The organism is Gracilibacillus sp. HCP3S3_G5_2 (assembly GCF_052063305.1).
In the GTDB taxonomy this organism is placed as follows: Bacteria; Bacillota; Bacilli; order Bacillales; family Amphibacillaceae; genus Gracilibacillus.
Genome location: NZ_JBQHXU010000002.1, coordinates 127,063 through 146,182 on the forward strand (window position 1 = coordinate 127,063; position 19,120 = coordinate 146,182).

Sequence of the window (19,120 nt, forward strand, 5' to 3'; positions counted from 1 at the left end):
CCTAATCCTTCCTTAATTCCATATCTATTAGTTCAATAATCTGTTTCGCAACATTCTTTTTGCTCGACTGTTCGATAACCTGCTCTTTTCCGTTTCTTGTCATAAATAGCACTTCATTTTGATCGGAATTAAATCCTATTTCTTTACGACCGACATCATTCACAACGATTGCATCTAAATTTTTCTTTTTGATTTTTTTTCTGCCGTACTCCTCGATATTCTGTGTTTCTGCTGCAAAGCCAACTAAAAATTGCTTTGTTTTATGTTGACCAACGTATTGAAGGATGTCCGTAGTCCTTTCCATTTCCAACATCAACGATTCATCCTGCTTTTTAAGCTTATGCTCATTTATCGTTGTCGGTCGATAATCAGCTACTGCCGCCGTTTTGATAATAATATCCATGCTTCCATACCATTTTTTCATTTGTTCAAACATTTCCTCAGCGCTTGTTATATCAATAGTTGTGACGTTTACTGGTGGTGTAAGTGTTGTTGGTCCTGAAATCAATATAACTTCAGCACCATTTTCCATTGCAGCTTGTGCGAGTGCATATCCCATTTTTCCAGACGAATAATTAGTAAAAAAACGGACGGGGTCTAAAGCTTCTCTTGTCGGACCTGCCGTAATCAATACCTTTTTTCCTTTCCACTTGGATGTACGGTTCATTTCCGATTCAAGTAGATCGACAATATTTTCCGGTTCTTCCAGACGTCCTTTTCCAATATAACCACAAGCAAGATATCCATCACCTGGTTCAATGAAACGATATCCCCAATTATCAAGTGTACGCAAGTTCTTGATCACAGCCGGATGCTGATACATATGAACATTCATAGCTGGTGCAACATACACTGGCGCCTCTGTTGCCAACAAAGTAGTAGTTAACATATCATCCGCAATACCATTTGCGATTTTACCTATTATATTGGCTGTGGCAGGTGCTAATAACACAAAATCAGCCCAATCTGCCAAATCGATATGAGCTATTTTGGCTGGATCTTTTTCATCGAACGTATCGGTATATACAGGGTTTCTTGATATCGCTTGAAAAGTTAACGGTGTAACAAATTCTGTAGCGTTTTCTGTCATAATTACTCTTACATCGGCTCCAGCTTGTGTTAATTTACTTGTAAGTGCAACTGCTTTATAAACAGCAATGCCTCCTGCAACTCCTAGTAGAACTTTTTTTCCATCTAGCATATCCAAAACCCCCTTCTGATATAGAAGAAACCCCCGCAAGCAGAAGTAATGCGAGGGGGGCTCTTCCATTCCATATCCTTATTATTCATAAAACATCTTATAGTCCGGATCTACTGTTAATTTCTCCTCTATTATTTCCTCTAAAGCCAATCCAACGAATGTTGCTGCTTTCGGAGATTCTACTTGATGCATTTTCGTATCTTGAATTTGGCGTGCTCTTTTGGCAGCGAGTGTAACCAGTGTATATTTGGAATTAATTTTTGTTTGTAATTTATCGATTGATGGTTCTAAAATCATTTTTCATCTACCTCCAATAATGCTTTGTATTGACTAGCTACTCTTTCACGTTTACAATGTTCACTTTGTACGATTGCTTGCACTTTTTTAACTGCTTCATTTATATCGTCATTAACTACGACATAATCATACTTATCCATCATTTCAATTTCACTTCTTGCTTCTTTCAGACGGTTTATGATCAGGTCCTCCGTTTCCGTTCCACGCTCAACGATACGATTCTTTAATTCTTCTAAGCTTGGTGGGATTAAAAAGATAAATACACCTTGTGGGAAGTTTTCTTTAACTTGTAATGCCCCTTGCACTTCAATTTCCAAAAAAACATCGTGACCTTTTTCGATTGTATCTTCAACATATTGTTTTGGTGTACCGTAATAGTTCCCCACATATTCTGCATATTCTAACATTTTTTTCTCTTTAATCATTTGTTCAAACTGTTCTCTTGTCCGATAAAAATAATCGACACCTTCTTGCTCTCCTGCACGGATTGACCTTGTTGTCATCGAAATAGAATACTTTAAGTTAGTGTCTTGTTCAAATAATGCTTTTCGTACTGTCCCCTTGCCTACTCCGGATGGACCAGATAGAATAAACAGTATGCCCTTTTCTTCTATCAAATCAGTTCCTCCTACTATTCTTCATTTATTTCATCATGACTAATGACTCTTTGTCCAACTGTTTCTGGCTGAACAGCTGATAACACGACATGATCACTATCAGTAATAATAACTGCTCTAGTTCTTCTTCCATATGTAGCATCTACTAATTTATTATTGTCTCTTGCTACTGTAATGATACGTTTAATTGGAGCAGATTCTGGTGAAACAATAGAAATAATTCTATTTGCAGAAACCACGTTTCCAAAACCTATGTTAATTAACTTCAAACTCATTCCGAGCTCCCCCTTAGATTATAAACCAATTATTCTACATTTTGAATTTGCTCTTTCATTTTTTCTGCTTCACTTTTCAAATAAACAATTTGTTCACTTATTAATACGTCATTTGATTTGGATCCAATCGTGTTTAATTCCCGATTAATTTCCTGTACAATAAAATCTAATTTTCTACCTATCGGACCAGATTCACCAACAATTTGCTGGAATTGCTTAAGATGACTATGTATCCTTGTCAGCTCTTCAGAAATATCCCCTTTCTCCGCAAGCAGCGCAACTTCCTGATAAAGCTTTGATTCGTCGGAAACTAACGTATTTTCAATATATTTGTTTATCCGTTCCAATATTCGCTCCTGATACTCTATTATAACAATTTTTCGTCTTTCTCCCAACTGTTTTATATTATTTCGTATATTTTCTGCTCTTGTAACAAGATCTTGTTTTAATTCATTGCCCTCATTTATACGCATTTGATTAGCTCTTTCGACCGCTTTTTCAAGAGTCGCCTTTACATATGCTTCCGTTTCTGTGTTGATTTCTTCTTTTTCTTCAATGTCGAAAATATCCGTAAACTTGCTGATCATCTCCATTGTGATCTCTCCGTCAAGCTGATATGTAGATTGCAGTTGCTTTAATTGCTCTATGTACTGTTCGACTAGATCCCAATCCGTTTGCAGTTTTTTACGGTGTGTATATGTACCTGAAATAAAAATCGACACACTGATTTTTCCTCGTTTCATTTTCTGTTGAATTATCTTTTTCAACTGATCTTCAATTGGTAATAAAAATCTTGGCATATGAAAAGTAATGTCAAAATAACGATGATTAATCGTTTTAACCTCTGCACTAATTTCGAGTTGATCATTTTGAAACTCTTCCCTGCCAAAACCGGTCATACTTAACATTTTTTACATCACTTCCATCAAATAGTATCGACACTACTCGCTCACCATAATCATCATATCAAACATTCTAATTATAAGACAAATAATTCTTTGCATTCTTTTTTATCGATTAGACATGGTATAATGGAATAATGAGGTGATACAAATGGTATTTGACGGAATTGTTACCCGTGCAATAACACACGAACTCCATGATGAATTGACTTCAGGACGTGTATTAAAAATATATCAGCCTACTGATACCGAATTATTGTTCACGGTAAGAAAATTCGGCGCTAATAAACAGCTTTTGATCAGTGCGCATCCAAATTATGCTAGGATGCATTTAACGGCAGATACTTATGAAAATCCTACTGAACCTTCGATGTTCTGTATGATGCTTCGTAAGTATTTAAATGGAAGTTTTATTGAGTTAGTTGAACAAGTTGAAAATGAACGAATTATTCATATTCATTTTCAAACTAAAAATGAATTGGGCGATAAAAGCATAAAAACACTGATAGTGGAATTAATGGGAAAGCATAGTAATATCATTTTAGTCGATCAAGAACGGCAAGTGATTCTGGAGAGTATTAAACATGTTTCGAGTGCACAAAATCGTCACCGTTCTATTTTACCTGGCAGTTCCTATGTGAAGCCCCCTAATCAGGGTAAGCTGAATCCACTAACTATTGATGCAGAAACGTTTATTCGAAAACTGGATTTTAATGCAGGAAAGCTCGATCAGCAAATCGTTAACACCTTTATGGGGGTTTCATCTGTTTTAGCAAAGGAGATCACCTCCCAAGTCGGTCTTGGCAAAGTAGATGCTTATAAAGAAATCTTTTTTAACATTCAGCAACAGATAATTGAACGACAATTTCAAGCGATATTATTCAAAGAGAAAAAAGAAAGTTTTTATGTTTTACCGTTATCGACCAAAGACGGTGATAAGCAATATTTTGATACTGTGAGTGGTATGCTTGATACGTTTTATTCAGGGAAGGCAGAACGTGATCGTGTTAAACAAAAAGCTGGAGATCTTTTACGTTTCTTAACGAATGAACAAAAGAAAAACAAACGTAAATTAGGGAAATTAAATAAAACGTTGGAAGAAGCTAAAAATGCAGATCGATATCAAAGAGATGGTGAGCTATTAACAGCTCACATGCATTTAGTGAAAAAAGGTGATAAAGAAGTCGAAGTAATTGATTATTATGATTCAGATCAAAAAAAGCGAAAGATAGCTTTGAATGAAAATAAAACACCCAGCGAGAATGCACAGGCTCTTTTCAAGAAATACCACAAGCTTAAAACATCCAAACAAATGGTCGAAGAAGAGAAAAAGAAAACCTATCAGGAAATTGACTATTTAGATCAAATTATAGAACAAATCGATTCTGCCAGAGAACAGGATATTGAAGAAATACGTGAAGAGCTTCAAGAACAAGGGTATTTAAAGAAAAAACAAGCAAAAACAAAACAAAAAAAGAAAGTATCGAAGCCTGTACCAGAAACATTTTATGCATCCGATGGAACGGAAATTTTGGTTGGGAAAAATAACAAACAAAATGAATATTTGACCAATCGATTGGCGCGTAAGAACGAAATTTGGTTGCATACAAAAGACATCCCTGGTTCACATGTTGTTATTCGGTCAACTGATCCTAGTGAGGATACTCTACTAGAGGCTGCCCAATTAGCTGCCAATTTTAGTAAATCAAAGCATTCTTCATCCGTTCCGGTCGATTATACGTTAATAAGACATGTAAAAAAACCAAATGGAGCTAAGCCTGGCTTTGTCACCTACGAGAATCAAAAAACATTGTTTGTTACACCAGACAAGACTTTTTTTAAAAAGTTAAAGAAAAATTAGCATAATAACGCTCAGTCGGTGATGTTATTTACTCCCTTAACTCTACTGAGCGTTCACTTTTTAGGCATATAATTAATGATACATTTGCCTATATTTCGTTGGTGTCATCCCCTCATTTTCCAGGAAAAGTTTATTAAAATAGCTGGGGTTTGGATATCCAGATTTTGCAGCGATTTCCTTTACTGTTAGATGTTTTTCTTCTAATAGTAATTGTTTACTCCATTGCAATCGGCATAATGTTATAAAAGCCATTGGTGTCATCTGAGTAACACGTTTGAATAACCGACAAAAATAAAACGTGCTTACCCCTGTTTCTTTTGCCCAGTATGCAAGATCAAAAGCTTCTGGAGCTTTATCTTGCATTTTCGGCAAAAGTGATTGGATCCGTAGATCTAATTCTTGCTTGGAATTAGATTCTCTTGGCACTGCATTGTTAGTAAAAGTAGTCAAAAAAGAATAGGTAAGTGTTGATAAGTGTGATAGTTGTAAAAAGCTATTTTCCTCTGCTTCCTGTAATAATTGTTCATGTGTTTTTTCCAATTCAGCCAAATTCGGGAGTCTCCACAAGGTAAACCGTCCAAAGCCAATTTCTGATAAAAAAGTATGCAAGGTATTTCCGTAAAAATGAACCCATCTGATATTCCATGGCTTCTCCGTACTGCTATAATATTTTTGTTCCTGTTCCGGGAAATAAAGAAAAGCATCCCCTCTTTGCAACGTATATTGTTTTCCATTCATTTCTACAAAACCAGTTCCTGATAAAACAAAGTGAATACTGAAATTATCAATGGAGCCTGCTTCCCGATAGACATTATGATCTGCGGTTGACTTATACCAGCCGACTGACTCTGGAAGGATCATGTATTCATGTTTTTTTAATGTTGGTAATAAAGCTTGACGGTTCATAACTCCACTCCCTCGAGGACAATATTGTGTTATCTTATAGCAAAAAGCTTCTATTTTCATATTAATACCAATCGTTTATAATAACAACAAAGTTATAGAGGAGGTTCAAAAATGTCCATTAAATGGGGAATTATAAGTACAGCGAATATCGCACAAAAAGCGGTTATTCCTGGAATAAAAGAATCAGAAACAGGTGAAGTATACGCTATTGCCAGTCGTAATTTAGACAATGCCAAAAAAACAGCGATGGAATTAGAGATTCCCGTTGCATATGGTAGCTATGAACAATTATTAGCTGACTCCAATATTGATGCCGTTTACATCCCGTTACCGAATCATTTACATAAAGAATGGTCTATTAAAGCGATGGAGCAAGGAAAGCATGTGCTCTGTGAGAAACCAATTGCTTTAAATGCTAATGAAGCTCAGGAGATGGAAGCAACAAGCAAAAAAGCCGGAGTTGTTTTAGCAGAAGCCTTCATGTATCGATATCACCCAAGATATCAGATGATCGAGGAATTCATTCAATCTGGTGAAATCGGGAACATTCGTGGTATTCATGGTGTATTTACTTTCAACAATGCAGCAGCAAAAGAAAATGTTCGCTATCGAAAGGATTGGGGTGGCGGCTCCTTATACGATGTAGGAGTTTATCCAATAAGTGCTGCCAGAATGATTTTAAAAGAAGAACCGCAAGCTGCAACTGTTCATGCTTTCTTTTCAGAAGAGCATGATCAAGTGGATATGATGGCATCCGGATTGTTGGAATTTGATCATGGTGTTGCGCTTACCTTTGATTGTGGAATGTGGGCAGATTTCCGTAATCAATTAGAAATTTTAGGGACAGAAGGTAGAATCGAGGTTCCGTCTGCTTTCGTTGTAAACCAAAATGAACAGGATCATTTTTATCTTCATACAAGTAAAGGTACACAGAAAGTAGAAGTACCCTATGTCAATCAATATGCACTACAAGCAGATGCAGTTGGGCACAGTATTCAAAAGGGCAAGACATTACCCTTTCCAGCTAGAGATGCCGTCTTGAATATGAAGGTATTAGATGCTTGTCTTACTTCTGCCGAGGAAAGAAGACGTGTAGAGATCAAAGGAGGATGACCAAATGAAAACGATTCAAATTAATGGCCTAGATAAGCCTGTTACTACCCTGATTCAAGGATCCGATTATTTCAAGCCAAGTGTATATGATAAAGTTTGTCAGGTATTAGATCGTTATGTTGCGATCGGCGGCAATACGATTGATACAGCACATATATACTGTGGCGGGGAAAGTGAAGTAGCTATTGGCATGTGGTTAAAGGAACGGAATAATCGAGAGGATATGGTAATTTTAACTAAGGGTGCTCATCATGATCAGAACGGACCTCGTGTAAATCCAGATGCAATCAGACAAGATCTTTTTGAAAGTTTAGAAAGACTTGGCACCGATTATATTGATTTATATGCATTACACAGAGACGACCCAGATGTACCAGTAAGTGAAATCATTGATGCCTTAAATGAACATATGAAAGCTGGTCGAATTAAAGCGATTGGTGGGTCCAACTGGACAACAGAACGACTGCAAGCAGCAAATGAGTACGCAACTGCTAATGGCTTAATAGGCTTTTCATTTAGCAGTCCGAATCTAAGTTTAGCGAAAGCTAAGGAGCCATTCTGGAAAGGCTGTGTCTCAACTAACAGTGATGATCTTAGCTGGCATGAACAAACACAATTACCACTTTTATCATGGTCTTCACAAGCCAGAGGTTTTTTTACTGGTCGATTCACTCCAGAAGACAGGAGTAATGAAGACCTCGTTCGTGTTTTTTACAGTGATGCCAACTGGGATCGCCTTGCTAGAGCGGAACAACTAGCAGATAAAAAGGGAGTAACAGCGATCCAAATTGCGCTAGCTTATGTTTTAAATCAATCTTTTCCTACCTGTGCATTAATCGGGGCGCAAAACGAACAAGAGCTGCTTTCCTGTTTAGAAGGTTCAAAGATTGAGCTATCAAAAGAAGAAGTTGATTGGTTGGAAAATGGCAACATATAAGATCAAAAAGATAAAATTGGAGTATCAGGTGAAGCTTAAGGCATCTAAAATCTAAATATTATTTAATAAAATTAAAAGAAACTATCCTTTACTAAGAGGATAGTTTCTTTTTCTCATTCTTTTATTTATAGATGTTTAATTTTTCGTGCAATTCTTTTTCACTAGTACAGCTAATTGGTGTGAGAATGAATCATCTTGTTTTATTTTTCTATCTGCGCTAAATCCGTCACAATAAATGAAACCTTTTATACTTACTCATCGTATAGAAATTGGAGAGGAGCTTGAACAAAATGAAAAAGAACCTTATACTCATTGTTTTTGTTTTTTCAATTTTTTTACTACCTCAACACGCCTTTGCAGTTGATTTTTCCATTACGAACTCGGAAATTAATGCTTATTTACAGGAGAATGGCAATGTACAAGTTACAGAGCAACACACCTACCAATTTGATAGTGATTTTAATGGAATCACTCGCACACTAATACCGAAAGAACAGACAGAAATTAAAGACTTTAAAGCATTTGAAAACAACAAGCCTTTAGATGTAGAACAAGAAGAGAATCTCTATAAAATCTATCGAAGTGGTTCAGATCAGGGGATCCAAATTGACCTATCTTATACTATTACCAATGGAGTAGAAGCTTACACAGACTTGTCACAATTTTACTGGCCTTTCTTTGACAGCAGCAACGAGTCCACATATCAAAACATGGATATTTTTATTCACCCGCCTCAAACAACTAAAGAAGTACTCGCATTGGGGTACGATGAAGCTTTTGAGACTTCAAGTATAGATTCAGATGGGATTGTACATTTTGCCATGGGTGAAGTGAAAAGCGGGACAGAAGGAGATATCCGAGTAGCTTACGATACTTCTCTATTTCCTACAACCAACCTTTTAGAGGACAGAACGATTCGCGAGGATATTTTAGCAGATCAAGCTAAATTAGAGGAAGAACGAGCGGCTTATGAGAATAGAGTGAACCTATTACGCCTTATTTCCCCTTATATTGTAAGTGGTTTATCTATATATTTACTCTCTCTAGTTACTGTAGCATGGAGAAAAAGGAACAGGAGGTTTCGAGAAGCAGAACGTAGCACTATTCAATCACTGTCGATACCAAATCAGGAAATGAGTTTACCAGCTACTATACTTTATATGCGACACATGACCGCTAGTAGTGAAATGATATCAGCAGCTTTATTGGATCTGGTTAGAAAAGGGTACGCTAAACGAGAAGACGAAAGTAAATTTATTATCGTAGATCTAAATACAGACTTTCAACATGAAAGTATATTAATCGAATGGTTATTCTATAAAGTCGGTAATAATGGTGTCTTTTCTTTATCAGATCTCCATACCTATACAACGGTCGAAGATAATCATTCGACGTACCATAGTGACTTTACCAAATGGGTTCAAGCTGTGAAAGAGGAAGTTAACGAGAACCACCTGTTTGAAAAGGAAATAGGCTTACGTTGGACAACAGGCGTGGTCAGTCTTCTAACTATTCCTTTTATTATTATTCTTGGTGTGCATTCTCTTTTCATGTGGATGGTTCTTGCTATTTTTCTTAGTTTCGCCTTATTACTATTTGCAATTATCTACCAGCCTCAAACTGCTCAAGGGTTTAGGATTAGACAACAGTGGAAAAGATTCAGCTTCCATTACGACAATATTAGTGAAAAAGAGTGGAATGATTGGATGAGTGATGAACAAATGCAAGCATTTATTTTCGCCATCGGTACAGGTAATAAGTCGATGCAAAAGAAATGTGAACACCTTAGCAAGAACGTCTCTCAAACTACTACTGCTGATGGTAACTTAAAAACGAATGACTTGTTGATGTTTATACTTATTGCAAGCACCCTGACCAATCAATTTGACAAAGCAGATTCAACGGTATCCGCTGCTACTTCAAGCAATGGCGGTGTTCCTGGTGGCGGAACAGGAGTTGGTGGTGGTGGCGGAGGATCAGGTGCATTCTGACAGTAAAGATAAACTAGGCTTGTGCCAAGTACTGGCACAAGCCTAGCCTATGTTCGTTCTTTATACTTTGCACATTCTAAGTACCTCTCGATTTTATTTTGTTACTTTCACTCTTCAAGGGCTAAAAAATTTTTTAAGATATGGATATTTCTCAAGTTCGCATTTTTGTACTAGAATATTATATTTCTTGTATTTCATTAACCGTTTTGAATTGATAATTCTCTTGAGTTAATCTTTGGATAACACCTTCGATAGTTTTGAGTTGACTCCCCGTGTTATCATACATTGGGTGCATAAGTATAATGGATCCAGGTTCGATATTTTCTACTATATAATTCACTTTATCTGCTGCTTCCTCATAAAAGCTGTCAGGTTCAAGATTCCACATAATTGTTTCTTTATTACTTTTATTCAAATACCATGGCAATACAATAAATTTCTTTCCATTCGGTGGACGAAAATCAATTTGTTCTTGATAACCTATTTCTCTTATTAGTCGGTCTGTCTTTTCGATTTCTTTTTTAATAAATGACGGAGATTTGAAAATCATTCGATTATGAGAATAAGTATGGTTTGCTACCTGATGTCCAGCTTCTACAATGGCTTCCGCCTCACCTGGAAATTCTTCTATGTATTCTCCAATCAGAAAAAACGTTGCTTTAACATTATATTTATCTAACAACGATAGAATCTCCTTAACGTTTTTAGTAGGACCATCATCAAACGTAAGTGCAACAACTTTTTCATTTGTTTCTACTTGAGAAGTTAAATCACCAAATAACTGGAAGCTCCTCGCATTCATGAGGCGATAACTTCCAAATAAAATCGCAACTATACAGATTAAAATGATAGCAAATGAAATTATTATTTTTTTCATTATCGTTTCTCCTTTGCATTAATAATACGAAAAAGGATTTTTTCTCTCTCCCGAAAATCTTCGTATAATTTAGCTGGAATCAGAGAAAATAAAGATAAGTATCGTTCAACCTTTGTATCCTGACAAATAGCAAAGTAACCAAGGAGGTGTTTTGCTTGAATCAGCCTTACCGCTGCCCTAAATGTAAAACAAACCGTTCACGATTTAATGTAATTGAACAAGTTGCCAAACCAGTAAAATTAAACACAGCTACTGGAGAAGTGATCAATAATTATGAACAGGAACCGTTAGAAGCTTTTCATATCGCCTACAACGGTCCTAACAGAAGAATACAATGTGGGATATGTGGCTTAATTGAAGATGAAAACACCTTTATAAAATATGCTCAAACACCATAAACAAATCATGGAGGATGAATAAATATGACCAAAAATCCTAAAGGACCAAAACAGCAGGAACAGCCTGAATTACCCAAAAGCATACAACAGCCCTACGGTGAACCATTAGCAGGTTCACATAAAATAAAAAATAAAAATCATTCTCGACAAAATCATGGTAGATCACATGACATGTGAGAACCCTATTCAATACGAGGACCTGAAGGTAGGAATTCTTCTACAATCTGGACCGATCACGAAATAAAGAACAATACAATTTTTGCTCATAGTTTTCACAGCTTATCTTCAAGAATAGTGTTTGGCTTATCACAGGGATTTCTATTAAATTTTATCAGATCTAAAAAATGAAAATCATCATAAAGGTTGATACAAATTTTTCATGTATAATATGTATTAACCTTTAAACAACAAAGGCAACTGTTCAACAATTTATTCATTTTCACCTCTAATTTTTTGAGTGAGTTTAGGAATATTATCATTTTCGAGGTGAAAAGTTAAAATCCTTTATTTTATTTCCCTCTTTTTCTCTTATGGTACTCATCTAAAACCAAACCTGCTGCCTCTTTTAAATCCAAGGACGGATTACGATCCCCAATAATAGCCTGACAACCATAATCGAAATCGATGTTCGAGTTCTTAGACTTTATGTGTGCCAAGAATCGATAACTCTTTTCATGGCTAAGCATGATGATTCGATTAATCGTTAGTTTCTTCCCGTATTTATCATGAAAAACAAAATACGTACTCCTTCTATTATTGTCTCCTGTGCTTGCTGTTGTGATTAATTCCACAGACGTAATATCTTTATATCTCATTGCTTTTGAGCGAAACAATCGACGATATACCAATCGTGAATCTCCTACATATACCTTAGTTTTTAATACGGTTAAGAAAATATAAAAATAAAAAGGGATACCGACAGACCAAATCAATGTATTACGCCATTCCCATCCGTTTTCTTGTATGTAAAGAGCAACACTTAAACCGATAATTATCACTAAACAAATAATTCCTTTAACTAGTACCGCCTTGAAATTTCTTTTAAATTCCATCAACCTATCCCTCCTTTTTAAACTTTCTCTACTTTATTATGTATTTTTCTTAAAATTGCAAATAACGCATCGCGTGTTTCTACCAGTATGAGAGATGAACTATTGTTAGAACAGGTTTCCTTGTCATCATTAAAAGCGATTCCTCTCATTCCTAGGCTATGAAGGGATTTTCAATTTCATCAAAAGGTGGGATTATATTTGGATATTCAATACCACACTTCGCTACCATAATAAATCTTCAAATATCATCTGGGGTTTCATTTACAATTCAGAAGTGTATATCCTCCCTCAATTATACTGCGCTAGTAGAAGAACGGAAGCATGTCCTCTTCGTTAAAGTAAAACACCCATCAGTTAAAGAATATATGTTCCAAATAAACCATTACCATAAATGATAACCAAACCATACAGGGGATTGCTAAACTTTTTACTGCATGTAACCAATTAAGTTTATAGTTACTTTTATGTAGTAGTCTATCTGTTATAAAAAACAAAATTGCTGCAGCCAAACTATAAGGGAGCAAGATAAGGCCAAATAGCACATGTAAAACACCTGAGATAATTACTTTGATTTTTTCATTATTAGTTTTTCTTACTATTAAATGACTTGATTTCTCACTAATGATCGACGTTAAAACACCATAGATTAAAATAACTGGGAAACTGTACATCAAATAAGCTGGTGTAGAAATTACAAAAGCGGTTAAGTAATTTGTTATCGAACTTATATCTCCTCCAAACGGATTTGGAACAATAGAACCGAGCAATATAGCAAACAATGACCCAGAAACTGATGCTGATATAATTTTCCTCATTATAACTGCGCTCACTAGGAAATCACCCCTTCCACCTATTCTTTACTAACTTGCAACAGAAAAAAATATAAAAGGATCCTATCCAACTATCACACCCATATGTACAAGAAAAAAGAGTTGCTAAAGTCCTCCTTTATTGAACAGAAGCACCGTTAGTACATTAAGTAAACACATCATTTTATTAAGATGTTGTTTGCCTAGACTAAATTTACTACTTCCAATTAAGTAATACGTTTAAAATCTTTACTTAAACAAGATCGTTTAAATTTCTTTGTTCTTATGAAATATCTAATATCAGATAAATTATCATAGGACAATTGGACATAGAAGTAATTGATAAACTCTAGAATAGCAAAAATAAAGATAAATCCACACAACAATAACCCTTTAACTGGGATATATGGATAGTGAATATATAAGTCTATAAAAAATAAGAATATAGTGATAATTATTACACCTATATTTATCGTTTTCATTTTTCTCAACAGTCTAACAACCCTAATTGGGGTTATTGACTTCTTCTCAGTGGTAAGCCGCTTCCTCTTAGAATACCAATAGTAAGCTCCTTGAATGAGGATAAATTCTAATAAGAAAAATGAAACCCAAAAAGAAAGAAGTGAATATATCTGCAGATTAGGGTACGTATAGTGTATGAGGAAACTAAGAGGTATGAACATAATGATTGCAAATGTTTCCCCTTTATATAAGTACTCAAATCTACTTTCTATTGTCTTCTTCAAAATTCACCCCCCTTTATCTTCATTTTTTTTTATATTTTCAAGATTAAATCCCAGTTACAATGTTTTTTCTACCCTTGTTTCTTCATCATTCTGCTTGGTTAGTATAAGATCTTTGTCAGTTAATTTTAACATTAAACGCCAGTTATTTTATAGAAATAAAAAACATCATCTTATTGTCTTTGAACTGTTGCACCAGTTGTGGAATAATCCGATTACAAAGATTTCTAATAACTTTCTTCTTTTTTACTGTAAATCTCATAAGCAAAATATCCAAATAATAAACCTATTCCTGCTCCCAAACCGATTGTAGAGAGTAGGGAAATGGAGAAAAACATACTAATAAGTATCCCAACAGCACAACCAATTATCATTCCAAGTGGAATTAAACTATCCAACAAATTTTGAGCTTTTTTTGATTCTTTTTTACCCAGGTTACCTTTCTTATATTTATCTGCCATTCTTAAAACTACTAATACAGCAAGTGCACCCACGATTACAACAGGTAGTAAAATACGCACGATTTCCATAGGATAAACCCCTCCCTTATTTTTTTACTTTTACTAATTCTTATTTATACTCTTCCACAACTCTGCTACGGTCATCTGTAGAACGTTCTTGCACCATCCTTAAGCTGGGTTGGTAGATTTGGTTTTGAAGATGGGATTAAATTCTCAATACGATTTATAATTTTCTCCGCATGCAATTGATTACTGAATTATCTTATCCTGTTAGTTTAAATACATTTTTCACAAAGTTATTTACATTTTAACATAAATATCCAATACTAGTCGGATCGATTGCGAAATAAAATACACTGTATGTCAATACAAGGATTTTTGATCAAAGTTTTTACAACTTATCTTCTAAAGTAGTGATTTGCTTCCCAACTATAATTAAAACAGCTTTCCTTAACGTTATTCAAAAAGTAGATTCTCTTAAACCTTGGCAATAAAGGAATTTAGTTTATTCTCCTTTTTGATTCCTACGATGATTAAAGTATATTTACCAGACATATATTGCATTTAATTTATTTTCTCTCTAATGAACCATTATAAATTAATGGGTCGGCCACTTTAAATTCAAGTATAGCTTTCATTTACCAACCTAGTTTATAAAAAGTCATAAAAATAAAGGTTGAAACATACCATTTAGTTTCAACCTTTGATTTCTTTTTCCTCAATCCCACCCAAAACTTTATTAATTGATTTGGAGGATTACTTCACTCCCGATTTCAAGTCTCTTTTTATATGAAAGAATTTTCAACGCTTCGATTTTCATTACTTTTCCATTTCTCTTTTATCTTTGACAATTCTCGAACTCGAACAATGATTTCGAGTTTGGGGGATTAGAGAAGTATATAGCCAAAAAATTAATAGAATTTTTGCCGTCAAGTACTCTATTATTGTCTTGCTTTATTGCCTTTTTGAATGACCGAATCTTGATAGACTTTAAAAAATTTTAACATTCTGGAGTAATCTTTATCCTAACTGGCGTTTAAATGTTTTACTAGCGATTAAATAAGCAATGACCATGATCCCCACACACCAGGCGAGCGCGGTCCAGATTTCATTGTCGACAGTCCCTTCGTATAAGAAGGCTCGAATCGAATTCACGATTGAAGTCACCGGCTGATTTTCAGCGAACGCACGAACAATTTTAGGCATGCTTTCGGTGGGCACAAAAGCCGAACTGACAAACGGCAGGAAAATTAGCGGATACGAGTATGCTGTCGCCCCTTCCATAGACTTTGCTGTCAAACCAGGAATGACAGCTAGCCATGTAAGTGCTAAAGTAAACAGCCCAAGTATCCCAACTACCGCGAGCCAGGATAGAATATCAGCATTTGATCGGAACCCTATCAAGAAAGCGACGAGGATAACCACCACAACAGTTAGCGCATTGGAAACAAACGAAGTCAACACGTGAGCCCACAATACCGACGAGCTCTTGATGGGCATGGTAAGGAAACGCGCCATCAGCCCGCTCTTTACATCCGTAAACAGACGCACGGAAGTGTAAGCGACGCCGGATGCGATAGCCATCAGCAAGATTCCTGGCAATAAATAATTGACGTAGTTGTCCGTGCCGGTTTCTATCGCGCCGCCAAATACGTAGACAAACAGCAACATCATCATAATCGGCGTAATCGCCACCGTTATTATCGTATCCGGGCTACGCATAATATTGCGCATTAATCTTCCTAGTAACACAGTTGTTTTACTTTTCATTTACTTCTCCTCCTTCTTACTAATGATCGCAAGAAAAATTTCCTCTAATGTAGGCTGTTTCTCAATGTATTCTACTTTCGTGGGTGGGAACATTTCCTTTAGTTCTGTAAGGGTACCGGTCGTGATGATTTTTCCGCCATGCAGGATGGCAATACGGTCCGCAAGTTGTTCTGCTTCCTCCAAGTACTGAGTCGTAAGCAATATAGTCGTGCCAGCCTCGGAAAGTTCCTTGATGGTATCCCAAACTTCAATCCGTGCTTCAGGGTCAAGCCCTGTGGTGGGTTCGTCTAGAAAAATGACCGCCGGAGTTCCGATCAGGCTCATGGCGATGTCTAGCCTGCGCTTCATTCCGCCAGAATAATTGTCAGCACGGCGGTTAGCCGCATCAGTCAGATTAAATCTTGTAAGCAGATTGTCGGTTACATGAGCGGGATTGGAAACTCCCCGCAACTTTGAAATCATCATCAGATTTTCCCGCCCGGTCTGCATACCATCTAAAGCTGCAAACTGTCCTGTCAGGCTGATATATTGGCGAACATGTTCCGGCTGACGCTGAACGTCAATCCCACAAATACTTACTTCCCCACTATTTGGCTTTATTAGTGTTGAAAGGATGTTAACCGCCGTTGTTTTGCCGGCTCCGTTAGAGCCCAGAAGTGCGAAAATTTCTCCACGCTGCACTTCAAAATTTACTCCCTTTAAAACTTCCTTATCTTTATAGGATTTTTTTAATCCTTTTACAGAAATCGCTGTATTGCTCATAATTTTTCCTCCTTATAATATGCACAGTAAGTTCGCTTTCTTGATCCGAAAATAAGGTGCTTTATTTGATAAATAAGTGAAATACTTGCCTTCAAAGAAATCGTAGTGATGATCCGGGCAATTGTCTTGAACATCTAAATTGTTGATTTGAAATCTACCTACTTTGTCAGACTGATATTCAGTATTACTTACTACTGTGTTAAAATTAAACTGAATAGTGAAGGTTACAATTCTCATTTGCTTCCAGCTATTCAGTCGGAATATTCTATTAAAAATATTTTAAAATGCGCTAATTCTATTCATCATGAAAAGTCACGACCAATCGAATCGTTCAACTTTTTTCGATGTTTGTCTTGCCAAGTCTTTGCGTCCTTTACTAGCTCTTCGCAGAAAGAGGCCACGTCCTCACCCGTAAGGTCAGTGACTTTCTTACCTGACGCTGCACCTTCCTCAAAAAGGTCGAGAATGCCGCCAAAAATACGGCTTACATCCTTCCATTCTGTGAGGCCACCAGCAGTCCACATATATTTTTGGATAGCTTTGTAAGCATTATGGTATTCACTTGGAAGTGTCTTTGCACGTGCCTCCATCTCCTTCCATTCCCTTTTTTCCTCCAGACTTCCGATAATTTTTTCAATAAAACCCATTTTACCCTCTCCTTTTAATTTCTTTAGTTTTGAGTTCATTCATTTTGCTTGAGATAAAATCCCATTTTGCCCAAAAAGTTTCAAGTTGTTTTTGACCTTCTGCATTGAGTGTGTAAAATTTTCTCGGTGGTCCGACAGAGGATCGCTTTTTCTCGATGTCCACTAGATTGTTTTTCTCAAGCCGCATGGTAATCGTATAGACTGTACCTTCAACTACATCAGTGAAACCAAGTTCTCGTAGATGCTGTGTGATTTCATAGCCGTATGTTTCACCACGACTGATAATCTCAAGCACACAACCCTCGAGTACCCCTTTGAGCATTTCTGTGATATTTTCCAATTTTATCACCCATTGTCTTTCATTATATATTTTAGTACTCAGTAACACAGGTATTCAGTAACACCTATTACTACTATATAGTAATGCAGAATAGTGTTGTTTGTCAAGCATTAATTTTTTTTTCAAAATGTACGTAGCAGCAACTATCTAATTTAATAAGAGCGCTTATAACCCCCGTAACTTATCAAGATGTTCGCGTCTGTTATCCCTATACTTATCCTTGTATAACTTGAAGCGTGAAGTGAGGTCTTACAGACGTTTAGGATCGTGATAAAGTTAGTTGACTATCTAAAGCACTTTTTTTCACGACTTTGACACATCAATTAATCCGTGATACGATTCATTTTATGATTAATATAGAGTTAAATCGAAGTCTAATTCTCAAAAAAGGATGGGGTATAATGAAAACATATTCAATTGGGAAAGTTGCAAAGGAATTAGATCTCTCCGTACATACTTTGCGTTACTATGACAAAGAAGGTCTGATGCCTTTTGTAGAAAGGACATCGAGCGGCACAAGGATATTTAAAGAATCAGATATAGAGGCTTTAAAAATCATTGAATGCCTGAAGTCTACTGGGATGCCTATAAAGGAAATTAAAGCTTTCATAGATTGGTGTTCTGAAGGAGATGCTACGTTACAACAAAGATATGACATGTTTATGGAACGAAAAGCTAGTGTAGAAGCTCAAATGGAAGAACTAAAAAAAACAATGAAACTTATTGAACATAAATGCTTATATTACAAAACGGCACTAGATGCAGGAACTGAAGATATTCATAAAGGTGATAAAATAGAAATTCCTGTCACTAACTAACAAATAAATGAAGCTGGGACAACAGAAATGTATAAGCCACAAAATTCCAAACGATTATTCAAATAGACCTTGAAATCGTTTGGATTTTCCTATTTAGTAGGAGCATACTACGCATTATCTTATGTTGCTTCGTCGTAATTTTTGAGAGGCTATAGCTATGTAACAATCGCTCCAGCTGCCCACATTCCTTTCCACGTTTTTTTCCCCTCGGAAAGCGAAACGATCAGCCAGAGCGGGTGCTTTGCACTCGATATCACCATCAAAAGTTACTTATCAATCACTTCATCCATTTTACAAATCCCCCTAAGATAGCGACATAGAAAGTATTCCCAATAGATAAAGG

Annotated in this window: 22 protein-coding genes; 7 read left to right on the top strand and 15 right to left on the bottom strand. The window is 36.0% G+C overall.

Features of this window, described 5'->3' with window-relative positions:
* Position 1: 1 nt before the first annotated feature.
* The 5 genes from coaBC to ACTNEP_RS03050 all read right to left on the bottom strand — a co-directional run bounded on the left by coaBC (position 2) and on the right by ACTNEP_RS03050 (position 3,298).
* Positions 2-1,201, bottom strand: a complete 1,200-nt coding sequence (gene coaBC / locus ACTNEP_RS03030; protein ID WP_441160148.1) for a bifunctional phosphopantothenoylcysteine decarboxylase/phosphopantothenate--cysteine ligase CoaBC — start codon at positions 1,199-1,201, stop codon at positions 2-4.
* Between the two features lie 81 nt (positions 1,202-1,282).
* The gene (gene rpoZ / locus ACTNEP_RS03035) at positions 1,283-1,498 is read right to left on the bottom strand and encodes a DNA-directed RNA polymerase subunit omega (protein WP_441160149.1); all 216 of its coding nucleotides are present in this window, start codon (positions 1,496-1,498) and stop codon (positions 1,283-1,285) included.
* The gene (gene gmk, locus ACTNEP_RS03040) at positions 1,495-2,115 is read right to left on the bottom strand and encodes a guanylate kinase (protein WP_441160150.1); all 621 of its coding nucleotides are present in this window, start codon (positions 2,113-2,115) and stop codon (positions 1,495-1,497) included. The genes rpoZ and gmk overlap by 4 nt, the downstream gene beginning before the upstream one ends.
* 14 nt (positions 2,116-2,129) lie before the next feature.
* The gene (gene remA / locus ACTNEP_RS03045) at positions 2,130-2,390 is read right to left on the bottom strand and encodes an extracellular matrix/biofilm regulator RemA (protein WP_018932726.1); all 261 of its coding nucleotides are present in this window, start codon (positions 2,388-2,390) and stop codon (positions 2,130-2,132) included.
* A 29-nt stretch (positions 2,391-2,419) separates the two neighbouring features.
* Entirely contained in the window at positions 2,420-3,298 is an 879-nt protein-coding gene (locus tag ACTNEP_RS03050; protein ID WP_441160151.1) for a YicC/YloC family endoribonuclease, read from the bottom strand.
* 145 nt (positions 3,299-3,443) lie between these two features.
* On the opposite strand from ACTNEP_RS03050, the gene ACTNEP_RS03055 reads away from it, so the two are divergent.
* Positions 3,444-5,153: an Rqc2 family fibronectin-binding protein gene (locus ACTNEP_RS03055; protein WP_441160152.1), complete on the top strand. Its 1,710-nt coding sequence runs from the start codon at positions 3,444-3,446 to the stop codon at positions 5,151-5,153.
* A gap of 72 nt (positions 5,154-5,225) precedes the next feature.
* Here ACTNEP_RS03055 and ACTNEP_RS03060 read toward each other — a convergent pair whose 3' ends face one another.
* Positions 5,226-6,059, bottom strand: a complete 834-nt coding sequence (locus ACTNEP_RS03060; RefSeq protein WP_441160154.1) for a helix-turn-helix domain-containing protein — start codon at positions 6,057-6,059, stop codon at positions 5,226-5,228.
* A gap of 111 nt (positions 6,060-6,170) precedes the next feature.
* On the opposite strand from ACTNEP_RS03060, the gene ACTNEP_RS03065 reads away from it, so the two are divergent.
* The 3 genes from ACTNEP_RS03065 to ACTNEP_RS03075 all read left to right on the top strand — a co-directional run bounded on the left by ACTNEP_RS03065 (position 6,171) and on the right by ACTNEP_RS03075 (position 10,100).
* Positions 6,171-7,172 carry a Gfo/Idh/MocA family protein gene (locus ACTNEP_RS03065; RefSeq protein WP_441160155.1) on the top strand — a complete coding sequence of 334 codons (1,002 nt, stop codon included), beginning with the start codon at positions 6,171-6,173 and terminating at the stop codon, positions 7,170-7,172.
* Positions 7,173-7,176: 4 nt separating this feature from the next.
* A complete protein-coding gene (locus ACTNEP_RS03070; protein ID WP_441160156.1) occupies positions 7,177-8,109 on the top strand; it encodes an aldo/keto reductase in 933 nt (310 codons plus the stop codon).
* Between the two features lie 290 nt (positions 8,110-8,399).
* Positions 8,400-10,100 (top strand): DUF2207 domain-containing protein, encoded by a 1,701-nt coding sequence (locus tag ACTNEP_RS03075; protein WP_441160157.1) that lies wholly within the window; start codon positions 8,400-8,402, stop codon positions 10,098-10,100.
* 178 nt (positions 10,101-10,278) lie between these two features.
* On the opposite strand, the gene ACTNEP_RS03080 is transcribed toward ACTNEP_RS03075, so the two are convergent.
* On the bottom strand, positions 10,279-10,977 hold the full coding sequence (locus ACTNEP_RS03080; RefSeq protein ID WP_441160158.1) for a polysaccharide deacetylase family protein: 699 nt from the start codon (positions 10,975-10,977) through the stop codon (positions 10,279-10,281).
* A gap of 155 nt (positions 10,978-11,132) precedes the next feature.
* Here ACTNEP_RS03080 and ACTNEP_RS03085 point away from each other — a divergent pair, with 155 nt between their 5' ends.
* Together ACTNEP_RS03085 and ACTNEP_RS03090 are read left to right on the top strand one after the other, a co-directional pair.
* Entirely contained in the window at positions 11,133-11,375 is a 243-nt protein-coding gene (locus ACTNEP_RS03085) for a DNA alkylation repair protein (RefSeq protein ID WP_441160159.1), read from the top strand.
* A gap of 24 nt (positions 11,376-11,399) precedes the next feature.
* Positions 11,400-11,552, top strand: coding sequence for a small acid-soluble spore protein P (locus tag ACTNEP_RS03090; protein WP_441160161.1), 153 nt, complete (start codon positions 11,400-11,402; stop codon positions 11,550-11,552).
* A 332-nt stretch (positions 11,553-11,884) separates the two neighbouring features.
* Here ACTNEP_RS03090 and ACTNEP_RS03095 read toward each other — a convergent pair whose 3' ends face one another.
* The 8 genes from ACTNEP_RS03095 to ACTNEP_RS03130 all read right to left on the bottom strand — a co-directional run bounded on the left by ACTNEP_RS03095 (position 11,885) and on the right by ACTNEP_RS03130 (position 17,959).
* Positions 11,885-12,427 carry a hypothetical protein gene (locus ACTNEP_RS03095; RefSeq protein ID WP_441160162.1) on the bottom strand — a complete coding sequence of 181 codons (543 nt, stop codon included), beginning with the start codon at positions 12,425-12,427 and terminating at the stop codon, positions 11,885-11,887.
* 350 nt (positions 12,428-12,777) lie between these two features.
* Positions 12,778-13,257, bottom strand: a complete 480-nt coding sequence (locus ACTNEP_RS03100; protein ID WP_441160163.1) for a hypothetical protein — start codon at positions 13,255-13,257, stop codon at positions 12,778-12,780.
* A gap of 206 nt (positions 13,258-13,463) precedes the next feature.
* The gene (locus ACTNEP_RS03105) at positions 13,464-13,982 is read right to left on the bottom strand and encodes a general stress protein (protein WP_441160164.1); all 519 of its coding nucleotides are present in this window, start codon (positions 13,980-13,982) and stop codon (positions 13,464-13,466) included.
* Positions 13,983-14,206: 224 nt separating this feature from the next.
* Positions 14,207-14,509, bottom strand: coding sequence for a hypothetical protein (locus ACTNEP_RS03110; RefSeq protein WP_441160165.1), 303 nt, complete (start codon positions 14,507-14,509; stop codon positions 14,207-14,209).
* A gap of 951 nt (positions 14,510-15,460) precedes the next feature.
* Positions 15,461-16,210 carry an ABC transporter permease gene (locus tag ACTNEP_RS03115; RefSeq protein ID WP_441160166.1) on the bottom strand — a complete coding sequence of 250 codons (750 nt, stop codon included), beginning with the start codon at positions 16,208-16,210 and terminating at the stop codon, positions 15,461-15,463.
* The gene (locus ACTNEP_RS03120; RefSeq protein ID WP_441160168.1) at positions 16,211-16,972 is read right to left on the bottom strand and encodes an ABC transporter ATP-binding protein; all 762 of its coding nucleotides are present in this window, start codon (positions 16,970-16,972) and stop codon (positions 16,211-16,213) included.
* Between the two features lie 302 nt (positions 16,973-17,274).
* Positions 17,275-17,619 carry a DUF1048 domain-containing protein gene (locus ACTNEP_RS03125; protein WP_441160169.1) on the bottom strand — a complete coding sequence of 115 codons (345 nt, stop codon included), beginning with the start codon at positions 17,617-17,619 and terminating at the stop codon, positions 17,275-17,277.
* A gap of 1 nt (position 17,620) precedes the next feature.
* Positions 17,621-17,959, bottom strand: a complete 339-nt coding sequence (locus tag ACTNEP_RS03130; RefSeq protein ID WP_441160170.1) for a PadR family transcriptional regulator — start codon at positions 17,957-17,959, stop codon at positions 17,621-17,623.
* A gap of 401 nt (positions 17,960-18,360) precedes the next feature.
* Between ACTNEP_RS03130 and ACTNEP_RS03135 the strand changes: the two genes are divergently transcribed.
* Positions 18,361-18,777, top strand: coding sequence for a MerR family transcriptional regulator (locus ACTNEP_RS03135; RefSeq protein ID WP_441160171.1), 417 nt, complete (start codon positions 18,361-18,363; stop codon positions 18,775-18,777).
* The last annotated feature ends 343 nt before the right edge of the window (positions 18,778-19,120 follow it).